Origin of the sequence: Streptomyces sp. NPDC014870 (assembly GCF_043081505.1) — a bacterium.
Lineage (GTDB): Bacteria > Actinomycetota > Actinomycetes > Streptomycetales > Streptomycetaceae > Streptomyces.
Genome location: NZ_JBIBWQ010000003.1, coordinates 316,014 through 332,168, shown reverse-complemented (window position 1 = coordinate 332,168; position 16,155 = coordinate 316,014). Strand labels below are relative to the sequence as shown.

Annotated in this window: 13 protein-coding genes; 6 read left to right on the top strand and 7 right to left on the bottom strand. The window is 73.1% G+C overall.

Annotation, left to right across the window (positions count from 1 at the left end; all coding sequences use genetic code 11):
• Positions 1-65: 65 nt before the first annotated feature.
• The 6 genes from ACF09C_RS10080 (at position 66) to ACF09C_RS10055 (ending at position 7,859) form a co-directional block, all read left to right on the top strand.
• A complete protein-coding gene (locus tag ACF09C_RS10080; protein WP_392090850.1) occupies positions 66-1,712 on the top strand; it encodes a protein kinase in 1,647 nt (548 codons plus the stop codon).
• Positions 1,713-1,836: 124 nt separating this feature from the next.
• Positions 1,837-2,739, top strand: a complete 903-nt coding sequence (locus tag ACF09C_RS10075) for a hypothetical protein (protein ID WP_392090849.1) — start codon at positions 1,837-1,839, stop codon at positions 2,737-2,739.
• Between the two features lie 107 nt (positions 2,740-2,846).
• Positions 2,847-3,473, top strand: coding sequence for a PadR family transcriptional regulator (locus ACF09C_RS10070; RefSeq protein ID WP_392090847.1), 627 nt, complete (start codon positions 2,847-2,849; stop codon positions 3,471-3,473).
• A gap of 146 nt (positions 3,474-3,619) precedes the next feature.
• Positions 3,620-4,354, top strand: a complete 735-nt coding sequence (locus tag ACF09C_RS10065) for an ABC transporter ATP-binding protein (RefSeq protein WP_392090846.1) — start codon at positions 3,620-3,622, stop codon at positions 4,352-4,354.
• Positions 4,351-7,218 carry an FtsX-like permease family protein gene (locus ACF09C_RS10060; protein ID WP_392090845.1) on the top strand — a complete coding sequence of 956 codons (2,868 nt, stop codon included), beginning with the start codon at positions 4,351-4,353 and terminating at the stop codon, positions 7,216-7,218. Before ACF09C_RS10065 ends, ACF09C_RS10060 begins: the two co-directional genes overlap by 4 nt.
• 95 nt (positions 7,219-7,313) lie before the next feature.
• On the top strand, positions 7,314-7,859 hold the full coding sequence (locus ACF09C_RS10055) for a bacterial proteasome activator family protein (RefSeq protein ID WP_392090844.1): 546 nt from the start codon (positions 7,314-7,316) through the stop codon (positions 7,857-7,859).
• A 116-nt stretch (positions 7,860-7,975) separates the two neighbouring features.
• On the opposite strand, the gene ACF09C_RS10050 is transcribed toward ACF09C_RS10055, so the two are convergent.
• The 7 genes from ACF09C_RS10050 to pdhA all read right to left on the bottom strand — a co-directional run bounded on the left by ACF09C_RS10050 (position 7,976) and on the right by pdhA (position 16,128).
• Complete coding sequence (locus tag ACF09C_RS10050; RefSeq protein WP_392090843.1) at positions 7,976-8,965, bottom strand: NAD(P)H-quinone oxidoreductase; 990 nt, start codon at positions 8,963-8,965, stop codon at positions 7,976-7,978.
• A gap of 10 nt (positions 8,966-8,975) precedes the next feature.
• Positions 8,976-10,067, bottom strand: a complete 1,092-nt coding sequence (locus ACF09C_RS10045; RefSeq protein ID WP_392090841.1) for a potassium channel family protein — start codon at positions 10,065-10,067, stop codon at positions 8,976-8,978.
• Positions 10,039-11,499, bottom strand: coding sequence for a molybdopterin molybdotransferase MoeA (locus ACF09C_RS10040; protein ID WP_392090840.1), 1,461 nt, complete (start codon positions 11,497-11,499; stop codon positions 10,039-10,041). The genes ACF09C_RS10045 and ACF09C_RS10040 overlap by 29 nt, the downstream gene beginning before the upstream one ends.
• Positions 11,496-12,374, bottom strand: coding sequence for an NTP transferase domain-containing protein (locus tag ACF09C_RS10035; protein WP_392090838.1), 879 nt, complete (start codon positions 12,372-12,374; stop codon positions 11,496-11,498). The genes ACF09C_RS10040 and ACF09C_RS10035 overlap by 4 nt, the downstream gene beginning before the upstream one ends.
• A 180-nt stretch (positions 12,375-12,554) precedes the next feature.
• The gene (locus ACF09C_RS10030) at positions 12,555-13,940 is read right to left on the bottom strand and encodes a dihydrolipoamide acetyltransferase family protein (protein WP_392090837.1); all 1,386 of its coding nucleotides are present in this window, start codon (positions 13,938-13,940) and stop codon (positions 12,555-12,557) included.
• Positions 13,940-14,968, bottom strand: a complete 1,029-nt coding sequence (locus ACF09C_RS10025; RefSeq protein ID WP_362428094.1) for an alpha-ketoacid dehydrogenase subunit beta — start codon at positions 14,966-14,968, stop codon at positions 13,940-13,942. Before ACF09C_RS10025 ends, ACF09C_RS10030 begins: the two co-directional genes overlap by 1 nt.
• Positions 14,968-16,128, bottom strand: a complete 1,161-nt coding sequence (gene pdhA / locus ACF09C_RS10020; protein WP_362428091.1) for a pyruvate dehydrogenase (acetyl-transferring) E1 component subunit alpha — start codon at positions 16,126-16,128, stop codon at positions 14,968-14,970. Before pdhA ends, ACF09C_RS10025 begins: the two co-directional genes overlap by 1 nt.
• Positions 16,129-16,155: the final 27 nt, after the last annotated feature.

Sequence of the window (16,155 nt, the reverse complement as noted above, 5' to 3'; positions counted from 1 at the left end):
CTCGGGCAGACTTGGCCAGGAAATTCACGATCAGCGCCGCCACGCGCGCGTACGGGGGAGCACGAATGAGCCAGGACGGCGCCCAGGGCCGTTATGCGGGCGGTTCGGTAGCGAACGGCCGGTACCAGCTGCGCGACCTGCTCGGCGAAGGCGGCATGGCCTCCGTCTACCTCGCCTACGACAGCGCGCTCGACCGCCAGGTCGCCATCAAAACACTGCACACCGAACTCGGCCGGGAACAGTCGTTCCGCGAGCGGTTCCGGCGCGAGGCGCAGGCCGTCGCGAAGCTTTCGCACACGAACATCGTCTCGGTCTTCGACACCGGCGAGGACACCCTCGACGGCTCGGTCATGCCGTACATCGTCATGGAGTACGTGGAGGGCCAGCCGCTCGGTTCGGTGCTCGCCTCCGACGTGCGGCAGTTCGGCGCGATGCCCGCGGACAAGGCGCTCAAGGTGACGGCGGACGTCCTCGCCGCCCTGGACACCAGCCACGAGATGGGCCTGGTCCACCGGGACATCAAGCCCGGCAACGTGATGATGACCAAGCGCGGCGTGGTCAAGGTGATGGACTTCGGCATCGCGCGCGCCATGCAGTCCGGCGTCACCTCGATGACGCAGACGGGCATGGTCGTCGGCACGCCGCAGTACCTCTCCCCCGAGCAGGCCCTCGGCCGCGCGGTGGACGCCCGCTCCGACCTGTACTCGGTCGGCATCATGCTGTTCCAGCTGCTCACGGGCCGTCTGCCGTTCGACGCGGACTCGCCGCTTGCCATCGCGTACGCGCATGTGCAGGAGGAGCCGGTCGCGCCCTCGTCCATCAACCGCTCGGTCACCCCGGCGATGGACGCGCTCGTCGCCCGCGCGCTGAAGAAGAACCCGAACGAGCGTTTCCCGAGCGCGGCCGTGATGCAGGACGAGTGCCTGCGCGTGCTCTCGGCGGGCCAGACGAGCGCGCCGGTGATCGTGGCGGGCGGTCCGGTCAGCAGCGGTTCGGGTGTCGGCTCGGCGGTCTTCCCGCCGGTCGGCCAGACTCCGCCGCCCTCGACGCACGGCGTCCAGTACCCGTACCAGCAGCCGACGCCGGCTCCGGGCCCCTACGGTCCGCCGACTCCGGCGCCCGGGCCGTCCTACGGCTACCCGCAGCAGGCGCAGACCCCGCCGCCGGTTCCGGCGTACCAGACGCCGGCGCCCGGCCCCTACACGATGTCGCCGCAGCCCCCGGTCTCCGGTGGCAGCCCGTCCGGTGCCGCCACCGCCGGCGGGTCCCGGCGGAACACGCCGATGATCGTGGGCGCGGCCGTCGCCGCGCTGCTCGTGATCGCCGGTGTCATCACCGTGATCAACCTCAACAAGGACGAAGACCCGAACAACAATGCGGGTGGTGACCCGAGCCAGAGCCAGTCGGTCGCGCCGGGGCACAAGGGTCCCGACCTGACGAAGACCATCGACGTGAAGAAGTGCACCGAGCCGAGGGAGTCGAGCGACGATCCGTCGAAGTTCGAGATCCCCGACTTCACGTACAAGAACATCCAGTCGGTGAAGGACTGCATCCAGGCCGCCGGGTGGAAGATCACGAAGCAGACCCCGGTGGACGAGGCGACGTACGGCGAGGGCACGGTGCTCAGCCAGTACCCGCCGGCGGGTGGGGACGCGTCGAAGGACGACGCCGAGTTCACCCTGGAGATCTCCACGGGCAACCCCGGGCAGTAGCCCGCCTCCGGCATCCGGCTCCGACCGGGGTCATCCCCGCGCGGGCGCCCGGATGCCGGAATTGTCACGTCATGTGACGCTGAGTTGGATACCTCGGCGGCTCGGTACGGGAGGGGGTCACCCCGTGACTCCAGGACTCCGCGGCACGCACACGCGGGCACTGCGGCGGCGGGTGGTCGGCCCCGCGGTGGCGTGCTGGCTGCTGGTCGGCGCGGCACCGACGGCGTACGGGTACGGGTACGGGTACGGAAACGTGTACGGGGACGGGTACGGAACCGGGTACAGGTACGGAAACGTGAACGGGTACGAGCGACCGGGGCCCGCGCAGACGGGCTCGGCTCGTTCGGCTCCGTCCACCGCGCAGACGGGCTCGGCTCGTTCGGCTCCGTCCACCGCGCAGACGGGCTCGGCTCGTTCGGCTCCGTCCACCGGGCCCACCACGGCCGGCAAGCCGTCCCGCCCCCCGGCCACCGGCTCCCCCTCCGCCTCCTCCACCCCGGCGGGGCGACCCACACCCACCCCCGGCGCCTCCGGTCCGCCCGCCGCGCCCTCGACCGCGCCCCCGACATCGGCGTCGGCCTCCGCTGCCCCCGGGCCCACACCGTCCGGCTCGCTGGCCGGGCGCCCCGCCGGCGAGGGCCGTGAGCGTCCGGGCAGGCCGCCCGCGCCGCCGAGGCCGAGTGACGCGGACGAGCCCATCGACGACCCCGGCGACGCGTCCGACGACCCGTCGGCCGACCCGTCGGCCGACCCGTCTCGTACCAAGTCCGCAACAGCGGAGGAGCCCGCGGAGGAGTCGCCCGAGGAGCCGGACGCGACGGACGAGGCCCTCGAACCGGTACCGGAGACGGACCCTTCGGCCTCCGACGCGCCGCCCGCGACCGTGCCCGCCGCGGCGCCCCGGATCGGCGACCAGCCCGCTCCCACCGCCTCCGACCGGCAGATTCCCGTGGTCACGCTGGGCGCCGGGCTCGCCATGATGGGGCTCGGCATCGGCTTTCTCGGCCTGCGGATGCGACGCCGCTGACAGGGGCCGGTCCCTCGCGCGACCCCGCGTGTCCCCCTTGAGACGGACGCGCGGACTCCGTCTGAGGTCGCTTGTCCGCGTCGGCATACTCGGTATACATACTGAGTATGTCGATCCGCCACGGGCTTCTCGCCCTCCTCGAACGCGGGCCTCGCTACGGCTCGCAGCTCCGCACGGAGTTCGAGTCCCGCACGGGCTCCACCTGGCCGCTCAACGTCGGCCAGGTCTACACGACCCTGAACCGGCTCGAACGCGACGGCATGGTCGCCCAGGACGGCGCGGACGAGGCAGGTCACGCGCTCTACGCGATCACCGAGGGCGGCCGGGACGAGCTGCGGAAGTGGTTCGAGAAGCCGGTGGACCGCACCAGCCCGGCCCGCGACGAGCTCGCCATCAAGCTCGCCATGGCCGTCGGAGCACCCGGCGTCGACATCAGGAACGTCATCCAGTCCCAGCGCCGGCACACCGTGAAGGCGATGCAGGACTACACCCGGCTCAAGGCGCAGGCGCTCACCGCGCTGGAGTCGGGCACGTCCCGGGAACGCGACGACATTGCCTGGCTGCTCGTCCTGGAGCAGCTGATCTTCCAGACCGAGGCCGAGGCCCGCTGGCTGGACCACTGCGAGGCCCGGTTGATCCGGCTCTCCACGTCCGCCGTCGGCGCGGGGGACCCCCGGCCTCCCGAGGCGGCTCCGGCCGCCGACGACACGCACCACCCGGCGCGGCTGCGCTGACCCCGCGGCCACCCGGCCCCTGGTCTCGCACCACCCGCACGCTCCGGCGCCGTACCGCACGATCCGGCGCCGCCGGCTCTCCATCCGCTCCATCCGCTCCGTACGCGCACGCGCACCGTGTCCGTACGCCCAAGGGGGACCCCTCCATGTCCACAGCGCAGCCCGTGCTGCAACTCCAGAACCTGACCCGCGTCCACGGCTCCGGCGCCACCGAGGTGCACGCCCTGCGCGGCATCGACCTCGCCGTCCACCCCGGTGAACTCGTCGCCGTCATGGGCCCGTCAGGATCCGGCAAGTCGACCCTGCTCACCATCGCGGGCGGCCTCGACAACCCCACCTCCGGCCGGGTGATCGTCGAGAACACCGACATCACCAACGCCGACCGCAAGACCCTCGCGGCCCTGCGCCGCCGCAGCATCGGCTATGTCTTCCAGGACTACAACCTGATCCCGGCGCTCACCGCCGCCGAGAATGTCGCCCTGCCCCGCGAGCTGGACGGCATCGCCGCCCGCAAGGCCCGCGTCGAGGCCGTGGCCGCGCTGGAGGAGATGGACCTCGGCCACCTCGCCGACCGCTTCCCCGACGAGATGTCCGGCGGCCAGCAGCAGCGCGTGGCCATCGCCCGTGCCCTGGTCGGCGACCGGCGCCTGGTCCTCGCGGACGAGCCGACCGGCGCCCTGGACTCCGAGACCGGCGAGTCCGTCCTCGCCCTGCTGCGCGCACGCTGCGACGCCGGGGCGGCGGGCGTGCTGGTCACCCACGAGCCGCGGTTCGCCGCCTGGGCCGACCGGGTCGTGTTCCTGCGGGACGGCGCCGTCGTCGACCAGACCGTGCGCACCGAGGCCGACTCGCTCCTCTCGGGCCAGGCGGCCGAACGGTGAACAAGTGGCTCCACTCCTGGCGCGCCGCGATCCGCATCGCGCGCCGTGACGCCTGGCGCTCCAAGGGACGCAGCTTCCTCGTCCTGGCGATGATCGCCCTGCCCATCCTCGGTGTCAGCGCCGCGGACCTGACCCTGCGCAGCTCGGAACTCTCCGTCGAGGAGGGGCTGAGCCGGGAGATCGGCGCCGCCGACGCGCGGTTCTCCGACGCCCACGTCAGCGGCGTGCCGATCTACCAGGACCCCGACGCCAACACGTCCGTGCCGGTCAAGGACTACAAGGATGAGCCCTGGCCGAGCGGTCCGACCGACGTCACCAAGACCTTCCCGGCCGGCTCCACGGTCATCACCGACAGCAGTGGCAGCGCCAAGCTGACGACGGCCCACGGACTGCTGCTGACCGAGGTCCGCGAGCTGAAGGCCGACGATCCGATAGCCCGGGGCATCATGGCCCTCAAGGAAGGCCGCTTCCCGGAGAAGGCCGACGAGGTCGCCGCGACCACGCACTTCCTGGAGACGAGCGGGCTGGGCATCGGCTCCACGCTCTCCGCGCGCGGTGACAGCCGTACGTTCCGGATCGTCGGCTCGTACGAGCTCCCCAACGATCTGAAGGCCGACCAGATCAACGCCCTGCCGGGCGCGTTCCTCGACGGGTACGCCAAGGTCGTCGCGGCGAGCGGTCTGGACGCCGGCCAGGGGTCCGTCACGTATCTGGTGAAGGCTCCCGGTGGTTTCACGTGGAACACCGTGCAGCAGATCAACACCAAGGGCGTCACGGTCCTCTCCCGCGCGGTGCGCATGGACCCGCCCGCCACGGACGATGTCCCGCTCTACCAGAAGGAGGGCTGGGGCACCTTCGAGGACAGCGCGGCCGCCCAGGCCGCCGAGCTCGCCGCCGCGGGCACGGTCGTCGGCCTCGCCATGCTGGAGATCTGCCTGCTGGCCGGTCCCGCGTTCGCCGTGGGCGCCCGCCGTTCACGCCGTCAGCTCGGGCTCGTCGGCGCCAACGGCGGCGACCGTCACCACATCCGCGCCATCGTGCTGAGCGGCGGCCTCGTCATCGGCGTCGCGGCGGCCGTGATCGGCACCGTCCTGGCGCTCGTCCTGACGTTCGCGCTGCAGCCGCTCCTCGAACAGGCGATGGGCAAGCGGTTCGGTGCCTTCGACATCCGTCCGCTGGAGCTGCTCGGTATCGCGCTCATCGCCGTGCTGACCGGTCTGCTGGCCGCGATCGTCCCGGCCTTCACCGCGTCCCGGCAGACCGTCCTCGCCGCGCTCACCGGCCGTCGCGGGGTCCGCCGCGGCAGCCGCGTCCTGCCGCTCATCGGTCTGGTCGCCCTGCTCCTCGGCGGCGCGATCGCCCTGTACGGCTCGGTGATCTCCGACCAGTTCATCATCGTCGCGGGCGGCAGCGCCCTCGCCGAGCTGGGCGTGGTCGCCATGACCCCGGCGCTGGTGGGCCTCTTCGGCCGCACCGGCCGCTGGCTGCCGCTCTCGCCGCGCCTCGCCCTGCGCGACGCGGTGCGCAACCGGGGCCGTACGGCACCTGCCGTCGCCGCCGTGCTCGCGGCGGTCGCCGGAACGGTCGCCATCTCCACCTACGCGGCCAGCCGCGAGGCCCAGGACGCGGCCGGCTACGAGGCGAAGCTGCCGCACAGCGCCGTCTCCATGCTGGTCACGGAGGAGGGCGGCCGGGACATCCCCGCCGTCCGGGACGCCGTGCAGCGACTGCTGCCCGTCGACACCCGCGCGGACCTCCAGCGGATCGTGGTCGGCAAGGCGAACTGCGCCCCCTACAGCGAGAACCCGGGCTGCGGCCGCTTCGAGCTGATCATTCCGAAGGCCAACGAGTGCCCCCTGTGGATGTCCACCGAGGACGGCTCGGACCCCTCCGAGAAGTTCACCAAGGAGCAGCGCCGCAAGCTCGCCGAGGACTGGCGCTGCACCGAGAACAGTGGCGGTGACCTGCCCGGCGGCGCCTATGTCGAGGGAGGCCTGATCGTCGGTGACGCCTCGCTCCTGAAGGTCATCGGCATCACGGACGCGGGCGCGCAGCAGGCCCTCGCCGACGGAAAGATCGTCTCCTTCGCCAAGGCGCCCATCGACAAGACCGGCAAGATCGCCGTCAAGCTGATCGCCGACAACAAGAAGGCGAACCTGGCCGACCAGGAGCGCAAGCCGGTCCCCGGCGAGGTCAAGCACTTCCCCGCCCACCTGGTGTCCGGGCAGAAGTCCTACGGCATACGGGCGCTCATCAGCCCCGAGGCCGCCAAGGCCGCAGGCCTCACGGCGGTGCCGTTCGGCTCGTTCTTCACCACCGACGCGATGCCCAGCGGCGAGCAGCGCCAGAAGCTCGACGGGGAGCTCGCCAAGATCGGCAGCGATGTCGCGCTGCACGTGGAGGAAGGATTCGTCAGCGACACCAGCATCGTGCTGCTCGCGCTGACCGTCTTCGCCGGCCTCGTCACCATCGGCGCCGCCGGTATCGCCACCGGTCTCGCCCAGGCCGACGCCGAGGCCGACCTGAAGACGCTGTCCGCCGTCGGCGCGCCCCCGCGGGTCCGCCGCACCCTCAGCGGCTTCCAGTGCGGGGTGGTCGCCGCGATGGGTGTGATCCTGGGCTCGGCGGCCGGTGTGCTGCCGGCGGTGGGTCTGCGGCTCACCGAGGAGCGCCAGGAGCTCCGCTTCTACCAGGAGTCCCTCGACCAGGGCTGGGGCGGTGCGCAGGACGCTCCGTACGTCCCGATCGTCGTCCCCTGGGAGACGCTCGGCGCGATGCTGGTCCTCGTACCGCTGGGCGCCGCGCTCCTCGCGGCCCTGGTGACCCGCTCGCGCGGGGCCCTGGCCCGCCGCGAAGCCGCCTGATCGGTCGTTGCCGTCCTGTGCCCCTGGAGAAGGGTGGATCACCCTCCTCCAGGGGCACACCGTGTGATGAGGCACGTGTGCGAGAGAATGGCGGCATGGAGATGCCGAGGAATGAACGGTCGCAGGAGACTCCCCAGGTCCTCATCGTGGGACAGGACGGGATGGCACTCGGCGGCGCTCAGGGTGACGACGAATCCCGCGAGGTCCCGGTGACGGAAATGGTCGAGCAGCCTGCGAAGGTCATGCGCATCGGCAGCATGATCAAGCAGCTCCTGGAGGAAGTACGTGCGGCTCCCCTCGACGAGGCGAGCCGGGTCAGGCTCAAGGACATCCACGCAAGCTCCGTGAAGGAGCTGGAGGACGGGCTCGCGCCCGAACTGGTCGAGGAACTGGAGCGGCTTTCGCTGCCGTTCACCGACGAGGCGATTCCCTCCGAGGCGGAACTGCGGATCGCGCAGGCCCAGTTGGTGGGCTGGCTCGAAGGTCTCTTCCACGGGATCCAGACGGCGCTGTTCGCCCAGCAGATGGCCGCCCGCGCCCAGTTGGAGCAGATGCGCCGCGCGCTGCCTCCGGGCGCGCCGGTCGACGATGACGACGACCACGGCCGCGGTCACGCGGTCCGCTCGGGACCGTACCTGTAGGGCTCCGGGGCACCCGTACACGTGAGGGCCCGGCACACCTGGGGTGTGCCGGGCCCTCACGCATGCTCAGGCCGGTTGCGCGGGCCCTCAGGCGTATTCAGGGGGTTGCGCGGGCCTCAGGCCGCGCCGGGTGCCAGGAGCAGGACCTTGCCGACGTGGGTGCCGGAGTCCAGGGCCCGGTGCGCCTCGGCGGCGTCCCGCATCTCCACCGTACGGTCGACCACCGCGCGCACAGTGCCCGATTCGATCAGCGGCCAGACGTGCTCGCGCACCGCGGCGACGATGGCCGTCTTCTCGTGCAGCGGGCGGGCGCGCAGCGTCGTCGCCGTGATCGCGGCCCGCTTGGAGAGCAGCGCGGCAAGGTTCAACTCGCCCTTCACACCGCCCTGCAGGCCGATGACGGCCAGCCGGCCGTTGACCGCGAGTGCCTGCACATTGCGCTCCAGGTACTTCGCGCCGACGATGTCCAGGATCACGTCCGCACCGGCGCCGTCCGTGGCCTTGCGAAGCTCCTCGACGAAGTCCTGCTCGCGGTAGTCGATCAGGATGTCCGCGCCCAGTTCGGCGCAGCGCGCGAGCTTCTCCGGGCCGCCCGCGGTGACCGCGACCTTCGCGCCGACCGCCTTGGCGAGCTGGATCGCCATCGTGCCGATGCCGCTCGCACCGCCGTGCACCAACAGCGTCTCGCCGGGCCGCAGATGGGCGACCATGAAGACGTTCGACCAGACCGTGCAGGTCACCTCGGGCAGCGCCGCCGCCGTCACGAGGTCCATGCCCTCCGGTACCGGCAGCAGCTGGCCGACCGGGACGACGACCTTCTCCGCGTAACCGCCGCCCACGAGGAGCGCGCACACCTCCTGGCCGACCGACCAGCCGGAGACCCCCGGCCCCAGCTCGGAGATCCGCCCCGAGCACTCCAGGCCGGGGTACGGCGACGTGCCCGGCGGCGGGTCGTAGAAACCCTGGCGCTGGAGCAGATCGGCACGGTTGACGGCGCTCGCCACCACCTCGACGAGGACCTCGCCCTCGGCGGGCACGGGATCGGGCACCTCGGCCCAGATGAGGGCCTCGGGGCCGCCGGGTTCCGGAATCGTGATCGCATGCATGGCGGCGAGGCTACTCGGACGGCGCCGACAGCGGAGTGACGGGCGCCGCGCGCACGATGGTGATCACACGGTCCGTCAACTGCAGCGGACTGGCGGCCGGATCGTCGTAACCGAGCAGCCGGTGCCCGCGCAACACGCTGACCACCAGGTCCTCGGTCTCCCGCACGCTCTTGCCCACCTCGGACTTTATGACCGGCCGCTCCACCAGATCGAGACCCGAGCCCTGCTGGATCAGGTCTTCCATCACCGTGCCGGCACTCGGGCTGAGCACGGAGAGGCCGAGCAGCCGGCCGGCCGCGCTGGCGCTGGTGATCACGGCGTCCGCGCCGGACTGGCGCAGCAGCGGGGCGTTCTCCTCCTCGCGCACGGCGGCGACGATCTTCGCGCCCCTGTTGAGCTGGCGGGCGGTGAGCGCCACCAGGACCGCGGTGTCGTCGCGCTGGGTGGCGATGACGATCTGCCGTGCCTTCTGCACCTCGGCGCGGAGCAGCACATCGCTGCGGGTCGCGTCGCCGACCACCCCGACGAAGCCGTCCGCGTTCGCCGCCTCGATCACCTTGGTGGAGGGGTCGACGATGACGATCTGCTCCTTGGACAGGCCCGTGGCACGGAGCGTCTGGATCGCGGACCGGCCCTTGGTACCGAAGCCGACGATGACGGTGTGGTCGCGCACGGCGGCCCTCCAGCGGTTCAGCCGCCACTCCTCCCGGGTCCGCTCCGTGAGGACCTCGAGAGTGGTGCCGACCAGGATGATCAGGAACAGCACGCGCAGCGGCGTGATCAGCAGGATGTTGACGAGCCGCGCGGAATCGCTGTGCGGGACGATGTCGCCGTAGCCGGTGGTGGAGAGGGTGACGGTCGCGTAGTAGGCGCAGTCGAGGAAGTCGAGCGTCTCGTTGGCGTTGTCGTAGTAGCCGTCGCGGTCGACGTAGACGATGAGCGTGGTGAGGGCGAGCACACCCAGAGCCATCAGGAGCCGCTTGGCCACCTGGCGCATGGGCTTCTCGACGACGCGACGGGGCATCCGGACCCGAGTGGGGGACGCCTTCTCCTCCGCGTCGCGCGCCATGACGTCACGGCTGGGAAGTTTCACGTGAAACATCCTCCTGCCGTGCTGCCGTGAACGGCTGGGGCGGGTCGGTCGTGAACGGCCGGGCCGGGTCTGCCGTGGTCGGCTGGGCGGCGTCTGACGTGGTCGGCTGGGCCGGATCAGCGGCGGTCGGCTGGGCCGGACCGGCGAGCAAGGTCGACCAGGGGAGGTCGAGGATCTCCAGGGCGTCGCCGGGGCGAGCGCCGCCGGGCGGGACGACGGCCATCCCGTCCGCCGCCGCGATCCCCCGGAGCATCGCGGGCCCGTGGTACCGCAGCGGAACGATCCGGTCCTCGCGATGCACGACCGGGACGAGCCGGGTGTCGTACGGATGGCCCTGCACCTCGTCCGCCATGGGGACGCTGTACGGCGCCGGGAGCGGGGCGCCCGCGAGGGCCCGGAGCAGCGGTTCGGCCAGGGTGAGCAGGCCGGAGACGGCGGCGAGGGGGTTTCCGGGCAGCCCGACGAGATGGCGCTCGTCGTCGAGGCGGGCGAGCAGCATCGGGTGGCCGGGACGGACCTTCACCCCGTCGACGAGCAGGGTCGCGCCGGCCTTGGCGAGCACGGGATGGACATGGTCCACCGGGCCCGAGGCCGTGCCGCCCGTGGTGATCACCAGGTCGGCGGGGGAGCCGGTGACGGCCGCCGCGAGGGCGTCCGCGTCGTCGCCGATCCACCGGGTGGCGAGCGTCTCGGCGCCGAGCGCGCTCAGCCAGGGGCCGAGCATGGGGCCGAGCGCGTCCCGGATCAGCCCGCCGTGGGGGAGTCCCGCCGTCAGCAGCTCGTCGCCGAGGACGAGGACCTCCACGCGGGGACGGGCCGGGGTCGGCAGCTCGTCGTACCCGGCGGCCGCCGCGAGCCCGAGGACGGCGGGCGTCACCCGCGTCCCGGCGGGCAGCAGCCGGTCTCCGGCGCGGCACTCCTGGCCACGGGGGCGGATGTCCTGGCCGGGCACGACCTCGCGCCGGGCGTGCAGACGGCCGCTCGCGTCGGTGCGGGCGTGCTCGCTGCGGATGACCGCCGTGGTCTCGGGCGGTACGCGGGCGCCGGTGGCGATCCGCACGGCGGTGCCGTCGTCGAGCGGGGCGGCGGGGGCGTGGCCCGCGAGCACGGCGCCCTGGGCGCGGATCTCCCAGGGTCCGGGGCCTGCGACCGCCCAGCCGTCCATGGCCGAGGTGTCGAAGGAGGGCAGATCGGTGAGCGCGCGCAGCGGCTCGGCGAGCACCTGTCCCAGGGCCTGGTCGAGCGGTGTACGCAGGGGTGCGCGCGCGGCGCCCACCGTGGCCCCGGCGCGCGCGGCGAGGGCGCGGGCGGCGGGCCAGGCGGTGGCGCGGTGGGGTTCGTCGGGCGCGGGCGCCGACCGGTGGGCCGCGCCGCGCTGTGGGGCGACGAGGGCGAGGACCTCATCGACGCCGTCGTCGTCGCCTTCGTCGTGGGGGGTCATCCGGCCGTGTCCCGCTCCGCTTCGGCGGCCCAGCGGTTGGCGAGGGCGGCGGCCTTGCGGGAGGCCTCCGCGACAGCCTCGCGGGAGGCCTCCGCACCGTCCGCGGCGCCGTCGGCGACGGCCTTCGCCGCCGCGTATCCGACCAGGAAGGTGGTCAGCGGCGCGGCGGGGCGGGCGACCCCGTGGGCCGCGTCCCGGGCGAGATCGAGCAGCACGCCGGTGTCGACGTCGAGCTCGATGCCCAGTTCGGCCTTGACTGCGGTGATCCATTCGTCCAGCACGTTCCCATGCTCCCTGATCCTGGCCCGGGCCGCGGCGATGTCCTCCCAGGTGTCGCAGTCGAAGGAGGCGAGGGGGCCGGCGGTGACCCGGACGATCCGTATCCCCTGGGTGAGCAGACGCAGCGGGAGCCCGGAGAGGCTGCCGTGCGTGGTCGTGAGGAGAGCCATCTCACGGCGGAGGGCGTCGGTGCGGTACGCGGCGACGAGCGGCTGGTCGCGACCGTCGGCGTCGACCAGGAGGGCCGCGTCGGCGTCGGGCGCGGTAGTCAGGGCGTCCAGCAGACGGCTGCCGGTCCCCTCGCCGAGGAACGGCAGGTCGGCGGAGAGGACGAGCACGGCACCGGCCTCCACCTCGCGCACGCCGGCGTCGAGAGCCGCCAGCGGTCCCCCGCCGGGCGGCTCCTCCCTCGCCCACACCACGGGCCGCACGGTCGCGCGCCGGTCCCCGACGACCACGGTGCGCCCGGCGGTCCGGCAGCCCGCGAGCACGCGGTCGAGCAGGGCCCGCCCGCCCACGCGCACGGCAGGCTTGTCCACTCCACCCAGCCGTCTGGCCGCCCCGCCGGCGAGCACGACGGCGTCATACTCGGTCATCACCCCAGCAGTATGAGCCGCACTCGCCCCAAGAGCCCACGACCGTCTCGGAGATCAAGACGCCGTGACGGCAGCCGGGGGCTCTTGGGGTCGGGGGCGGGTGCAGGGCCGGGGATCGGCGCGGTGTCCGGGCCGGTGTCGGCGCGGGTGTCGGCGCGCTTGCCGGGCCCGGCGCGGGGGTCAGAGCGTGCGGAGCAGCACCGCGGGGTGCTCCACGCAGTCCGCGACGTAGCGGAGGAAGCCGCCCGCCGTGCCTCCGTCGCAGACCCGGTGGTCGAAGGTCAGCGACAGCTGGACGACCTGGCGGACCGCCAGCTCGCCGTCGTGGACCCACGGCTTGGGGATGATCCGACCCACGCCGAGCATCGCCGCCTCCGGGTGGTTGATGATCGGCGTGGATCCGTCGACCCCGAACACCCCGTAGTTGTTCAGCGTGAACGTCCCGCCGGTCAGGTCCGCCGGTGTCAGCGACCCCTTCCGCGCCGACTCGGTCAGCCGCGCGAACTCCTCCGTCAGCGACTCCGCCGTCCGGGTGCCCGCGTCGCGGACCACCGGGACGACCAGACCGCGTTCGGTCTGCGCCGCGAACCCGAGGTGCACGGACGGCAGCCGGACGATCTCCCGCGCCGCCATGTCCACCGTGGAGTTGAGCTCCGGGTACCGGGCGAGCGCGTGGGTGCAGATACGGGCGAGCAGCGCGAGGAGCGAGATCTTCGGGCCACCGGCCGCGTTCATCGCGGCCCGCGCCGCCATGAGCTCGGTCGCGTCCGCGTCCACCCAGCAGGTCGCGTCCGGGATCTCCGTACGGCTGCGGGACAGCTTGTCGGCGACGGCGCCCCGGACCCCGCGCAGCGGCACCCTCTCGCCGACGGCCGCACCGGCCCCGGCAGGCGTGGCGGGCACGGCCGGAACGGGCCGCGAGGCAGCCGTCTCGGCGGCGGCCACGGCGGACTCCACGTCGGCCCGCAGGATCAGTCCGGCCGGACCCGAGCCCCGTACCGCCCGCAGATCGAGCCCCTTGTCCCGGGCCAGCTTCCGCACGAGCGGCGAGATCACCGGCACCGGGCCCTCGGACCCCGCGGGGGCCGGAGCCGAGGCGGGCAGCTTCACGGGGGCGACAGCCGGAGCGACGGCCACCGGCGCCGCCGGGCTCTCGCGCCGCACCCGGCGACGCCTGGCCGCCGGTCCCGCCGTGCCGTATCCGACGAGCACGTTGCCGGAGTACTCCGAGGACTCCGCGGAGGCGGCCGCCTCCGCGGCGCCGCCGCCCGCGACCGTGCCGGCCTCCGCCGGGGCCGTCGGGGACGCCGCACCGGGCGCTCCGCCGACCGCGACCGTCAGCAACGGCGCGCCGACCGGCAGTTCCGTGCCCTCCTCGCCGAAGCGGGCGGTCACCACACCGCCGTACGGGCAGGGCACCTCCACCATGGCCTTGGCGGTCTCGACCTCCACGACGGGCTGGTCGATGGCGACGACATCGCCGACGTTCACCAGCCAGCGGACGATCTCCGCCTCGGTGAGCCCCTCGCCGAGGTCGGGCAGCTTGAACTCGAGGACCTGGGCCATCAGTTCCCCGCCTCCCACTGCAGCCGCGCCACCGCGTCCAGAACCCGGTCCACGCCCGGCAGGTGGTGCCGCTCCAGCATCGGCGGCGGGTACGGGATGTCGAATCCGGCGACCCGCAGGACCGGCGCCTCCAGGTGGTGGAAGCAGCGCTCGCTCACCCGCGCCGCGATCTCCCCGCCAGGACCGCCGAACCCGGCGGACTCGTGCACGACGACCGCCCGTCCGGTGCGCCGCACCGACGCGCAGACGGTCTCCTCGTCGAACGGCACCAGGGAGCGCAGGTCGACCACCTCCAGGTCCCAGCCCTCGGCCTGAGCCGCCTCCGCGGCCTCCAGGCAGACCGGCACGGACGGCCCGTACGTGATCAGCGTGGCGCTACGGCCCGCGCGCCGCACGACGGCCTTGCCGATCGGCTCCACCGGTGTCGGTGCCTCGGGCCGCCAGTCGGACTTCGACCAGTAGAGCCGCTTGGGCTCCAGGAAGACGACCGGGTCGTCGGAGGCGATCGCCGCCCGCAGCAGCCCGTACGCGTCCTCGACCGTGGCCGGGGTGACGACATGGAGCCCCGGCGTCGCCATGTAGTACGCCTCGGAGGAGTCGCTGTGGTGCTCCACACCGCCGATTCCGCCGCCGTACGGCACACGGATCACCAGCGGCATCGGCATCGCGCCCCGCGTGCGGTTCCGCATCCGGGAGACATGGCTGATGAGCTGCTCGAACGCCGGGTACGCGAAGGCGTCGAACTGCATCTCGACGACCGGCCGCAGTCCGTACATCGCCATGCCGACGGCCGTGCCGAGGATGCCGGCCTCGGCCAGCGGGGTGTCGGTGCAGCGGTCCTCGCCGAACTCCTTGGCGAGCCCGTCGGTGACCCGGAAGACCCCGCCGAGCGTGCCGACGTCCTCGCCCATGACGTGGACGGTCGGGTCCTCGGCCATCGCGTCGCGCATCGCCCGCTGGAGCGCCTGCGCCATGGTGGCGGGCTTGGCCGCGACCTTCTTCTGGGGCGTCTGCTGCGCGGTGGTCATCAGGCCTCGCTCTCGGCGTCGAGCTCGGCCCGCAGCTGCGCCGCCTGCTCGCGCAGTTGTGCCGTCTGTTCGGCGTAGACGTGCGCGAACAGATCCATCGGGTTCAGGACCGGCTCCGCGTTCATCCGCTCACGCAGCGCCGCCGCCATCGTCTCGGCGGCCTCGGCCGCCTCCCGCCTGCCGTCCTCGTCGAGCAGGCCGCGCTCCGTCAGCTCCCGCTCCAGGAGCAGGATCGGGTCGTGGGCCCGCCAGGCCTCGACCTCGCCGTCCCCGCGGTAGCGGGTCGCGTCGTCCGCGTTGGTGTGGGCGTCGATGCGGTACGTCACGGCCTCGACCAGCGTCGGTCCGCCGCCGCGCCGCGCGCGTGCCACGGCCTCGGTCAGCACCTGGTGGACGGCGACCGCGTCGTTGCCGTCGACGAGCCGGCCCGGCATGCCGTACCCGACGGCCTTGTGGGCGAGCGAGGGTGCCGCGGTCTGCTTGGCCAGGGGCACGGAGATCGCGAAGCCGTTGTTCTGCACGAGGAAGACCACCGGGGCCTGCCAGACGGCCGCGAAGTTCAGGGCCTCGTGGAAGTCGCCCTCGCTGGTGCCGCCGTCGCCCACCATGGCCAGCGCCACGACGTCGTCGCCCTTGAGCCGGGCGGCGTGCGCGAGGCCCACCGCGTGCGGGAGCTGCGTGGCGAGCGGGGTCGACAGGGGCGCGACACGGTGCTCACGCGGGTCGTACCCGGTGTGCCAGTCGCCGCGCAGCAGCGTCAGCGCCTGGACCGGGTCCAGGCCGCGGGCGACGGCCGCGAGGGTGTCGCGGTACGAGGGGAAGAGCCAGTCCCGCTTCTCCAGGGACAGTGCGGCCGCGACCTCGGCGGCCTCCTGCCCGGTGGTCGACGGGTAGACGGCCAGTCGGCCCTGCTTGGTGAGCGCCGTGGCCTGCGCGTTGTACCGACGGCCGCGGACGAGCTCCGCGTAGAGCCGTCGCATCAGCTCGGGGTCGGCCTGGGCGGCCGCGTCCGTGCCGAGGACCCGGTACGGCTCGGCGTCGGGCAGCAGCGGGGCGGGGTCGGTGCGCGGCTTCCACGCCGGGGGCGGGGTGGGCCGGTAGGCGGTCGCGGCACCGGGCGGCTCTTGGACTGTCGAACTGCGCTGTTGCAACGAGTCCACCTCCTCGTGGGAGCGGGCATAAGACCC

Bases quoted from the DNA above. Each gene is read 5' to 3' on its own strand.
- ACF09C_RS10080 (WP_392090850.1), top strand. From the start codon at position 66: ATGAGCCAGGACGGCGCCCAGGGCCGTTATGCGGGCGGTTCGGTAGCG.
- ACF09C_RS10070 (WP_392090847.1), top strand. From the start codon at position 2,847: ATGTCGATCCGCCACGGGCTTCTCGCCCTCCTCGAACGCGGGCCTCGC.
- ACF09C_RS10065 (WP_392090846.1), top strand. From the start codon at position 3,620: ATGTCCACAGCGCAGCCCGTGCTGCAACTCCAGAACCTGACCCGCGTC.
- ACF09C_RS10055 (WP_392090844.1), top strand. From the start codon at position 7,314: ATGGAGATGCCGAGGAATGAACGGTCGCAGGAGACTCCCCAGGTCCTC.
- ACF09C_RS10050 (WP_392090843.1), bottom strand. From the start codon at position 8,965: ATGCATGCGATCACGATTCCGGAACCCGGCGGCCCCGAGGCCCTCATC.
- ACF09C_RS10045 (WP_392090841.1), bottom strand. From the start codon at position 10,067: ATGTTTCACGTGAAACTTCCCAGCCGTGACGTCATGGCGCGCGACGCG.
- ACF09C_RS10040 (WP_392090840.1), bottom strand. From the start codon at position 11,499: ATGACCCCCCACGACGAAGGCGACGACGACGGCGTCGATGAGGTCCTC.
- ACF09C_RS10035 (WP_392090838.1), bottom strand. From the start codon at position 12,374: ATGACCGAGTATGACGCCGTCGTGCTCGCCGGCGGGGCGGCCAGACGG.
- ACF09C_RS10030 (WP_392090837.1), bottom strand. From the start codon at position 13,940: ATGGCCCAGGTCCTCGAGTTCAAGCTGCCCGACCTCGGCGAGGGGCTC.
- ACF09C_RS10025 (WP_362428094.1), bottom strand. From the start codon at position 14,968: ATGACCACCGCGCAGCAGACGCCCCAGAAGAAGGTCGCGGCCAAGCCC.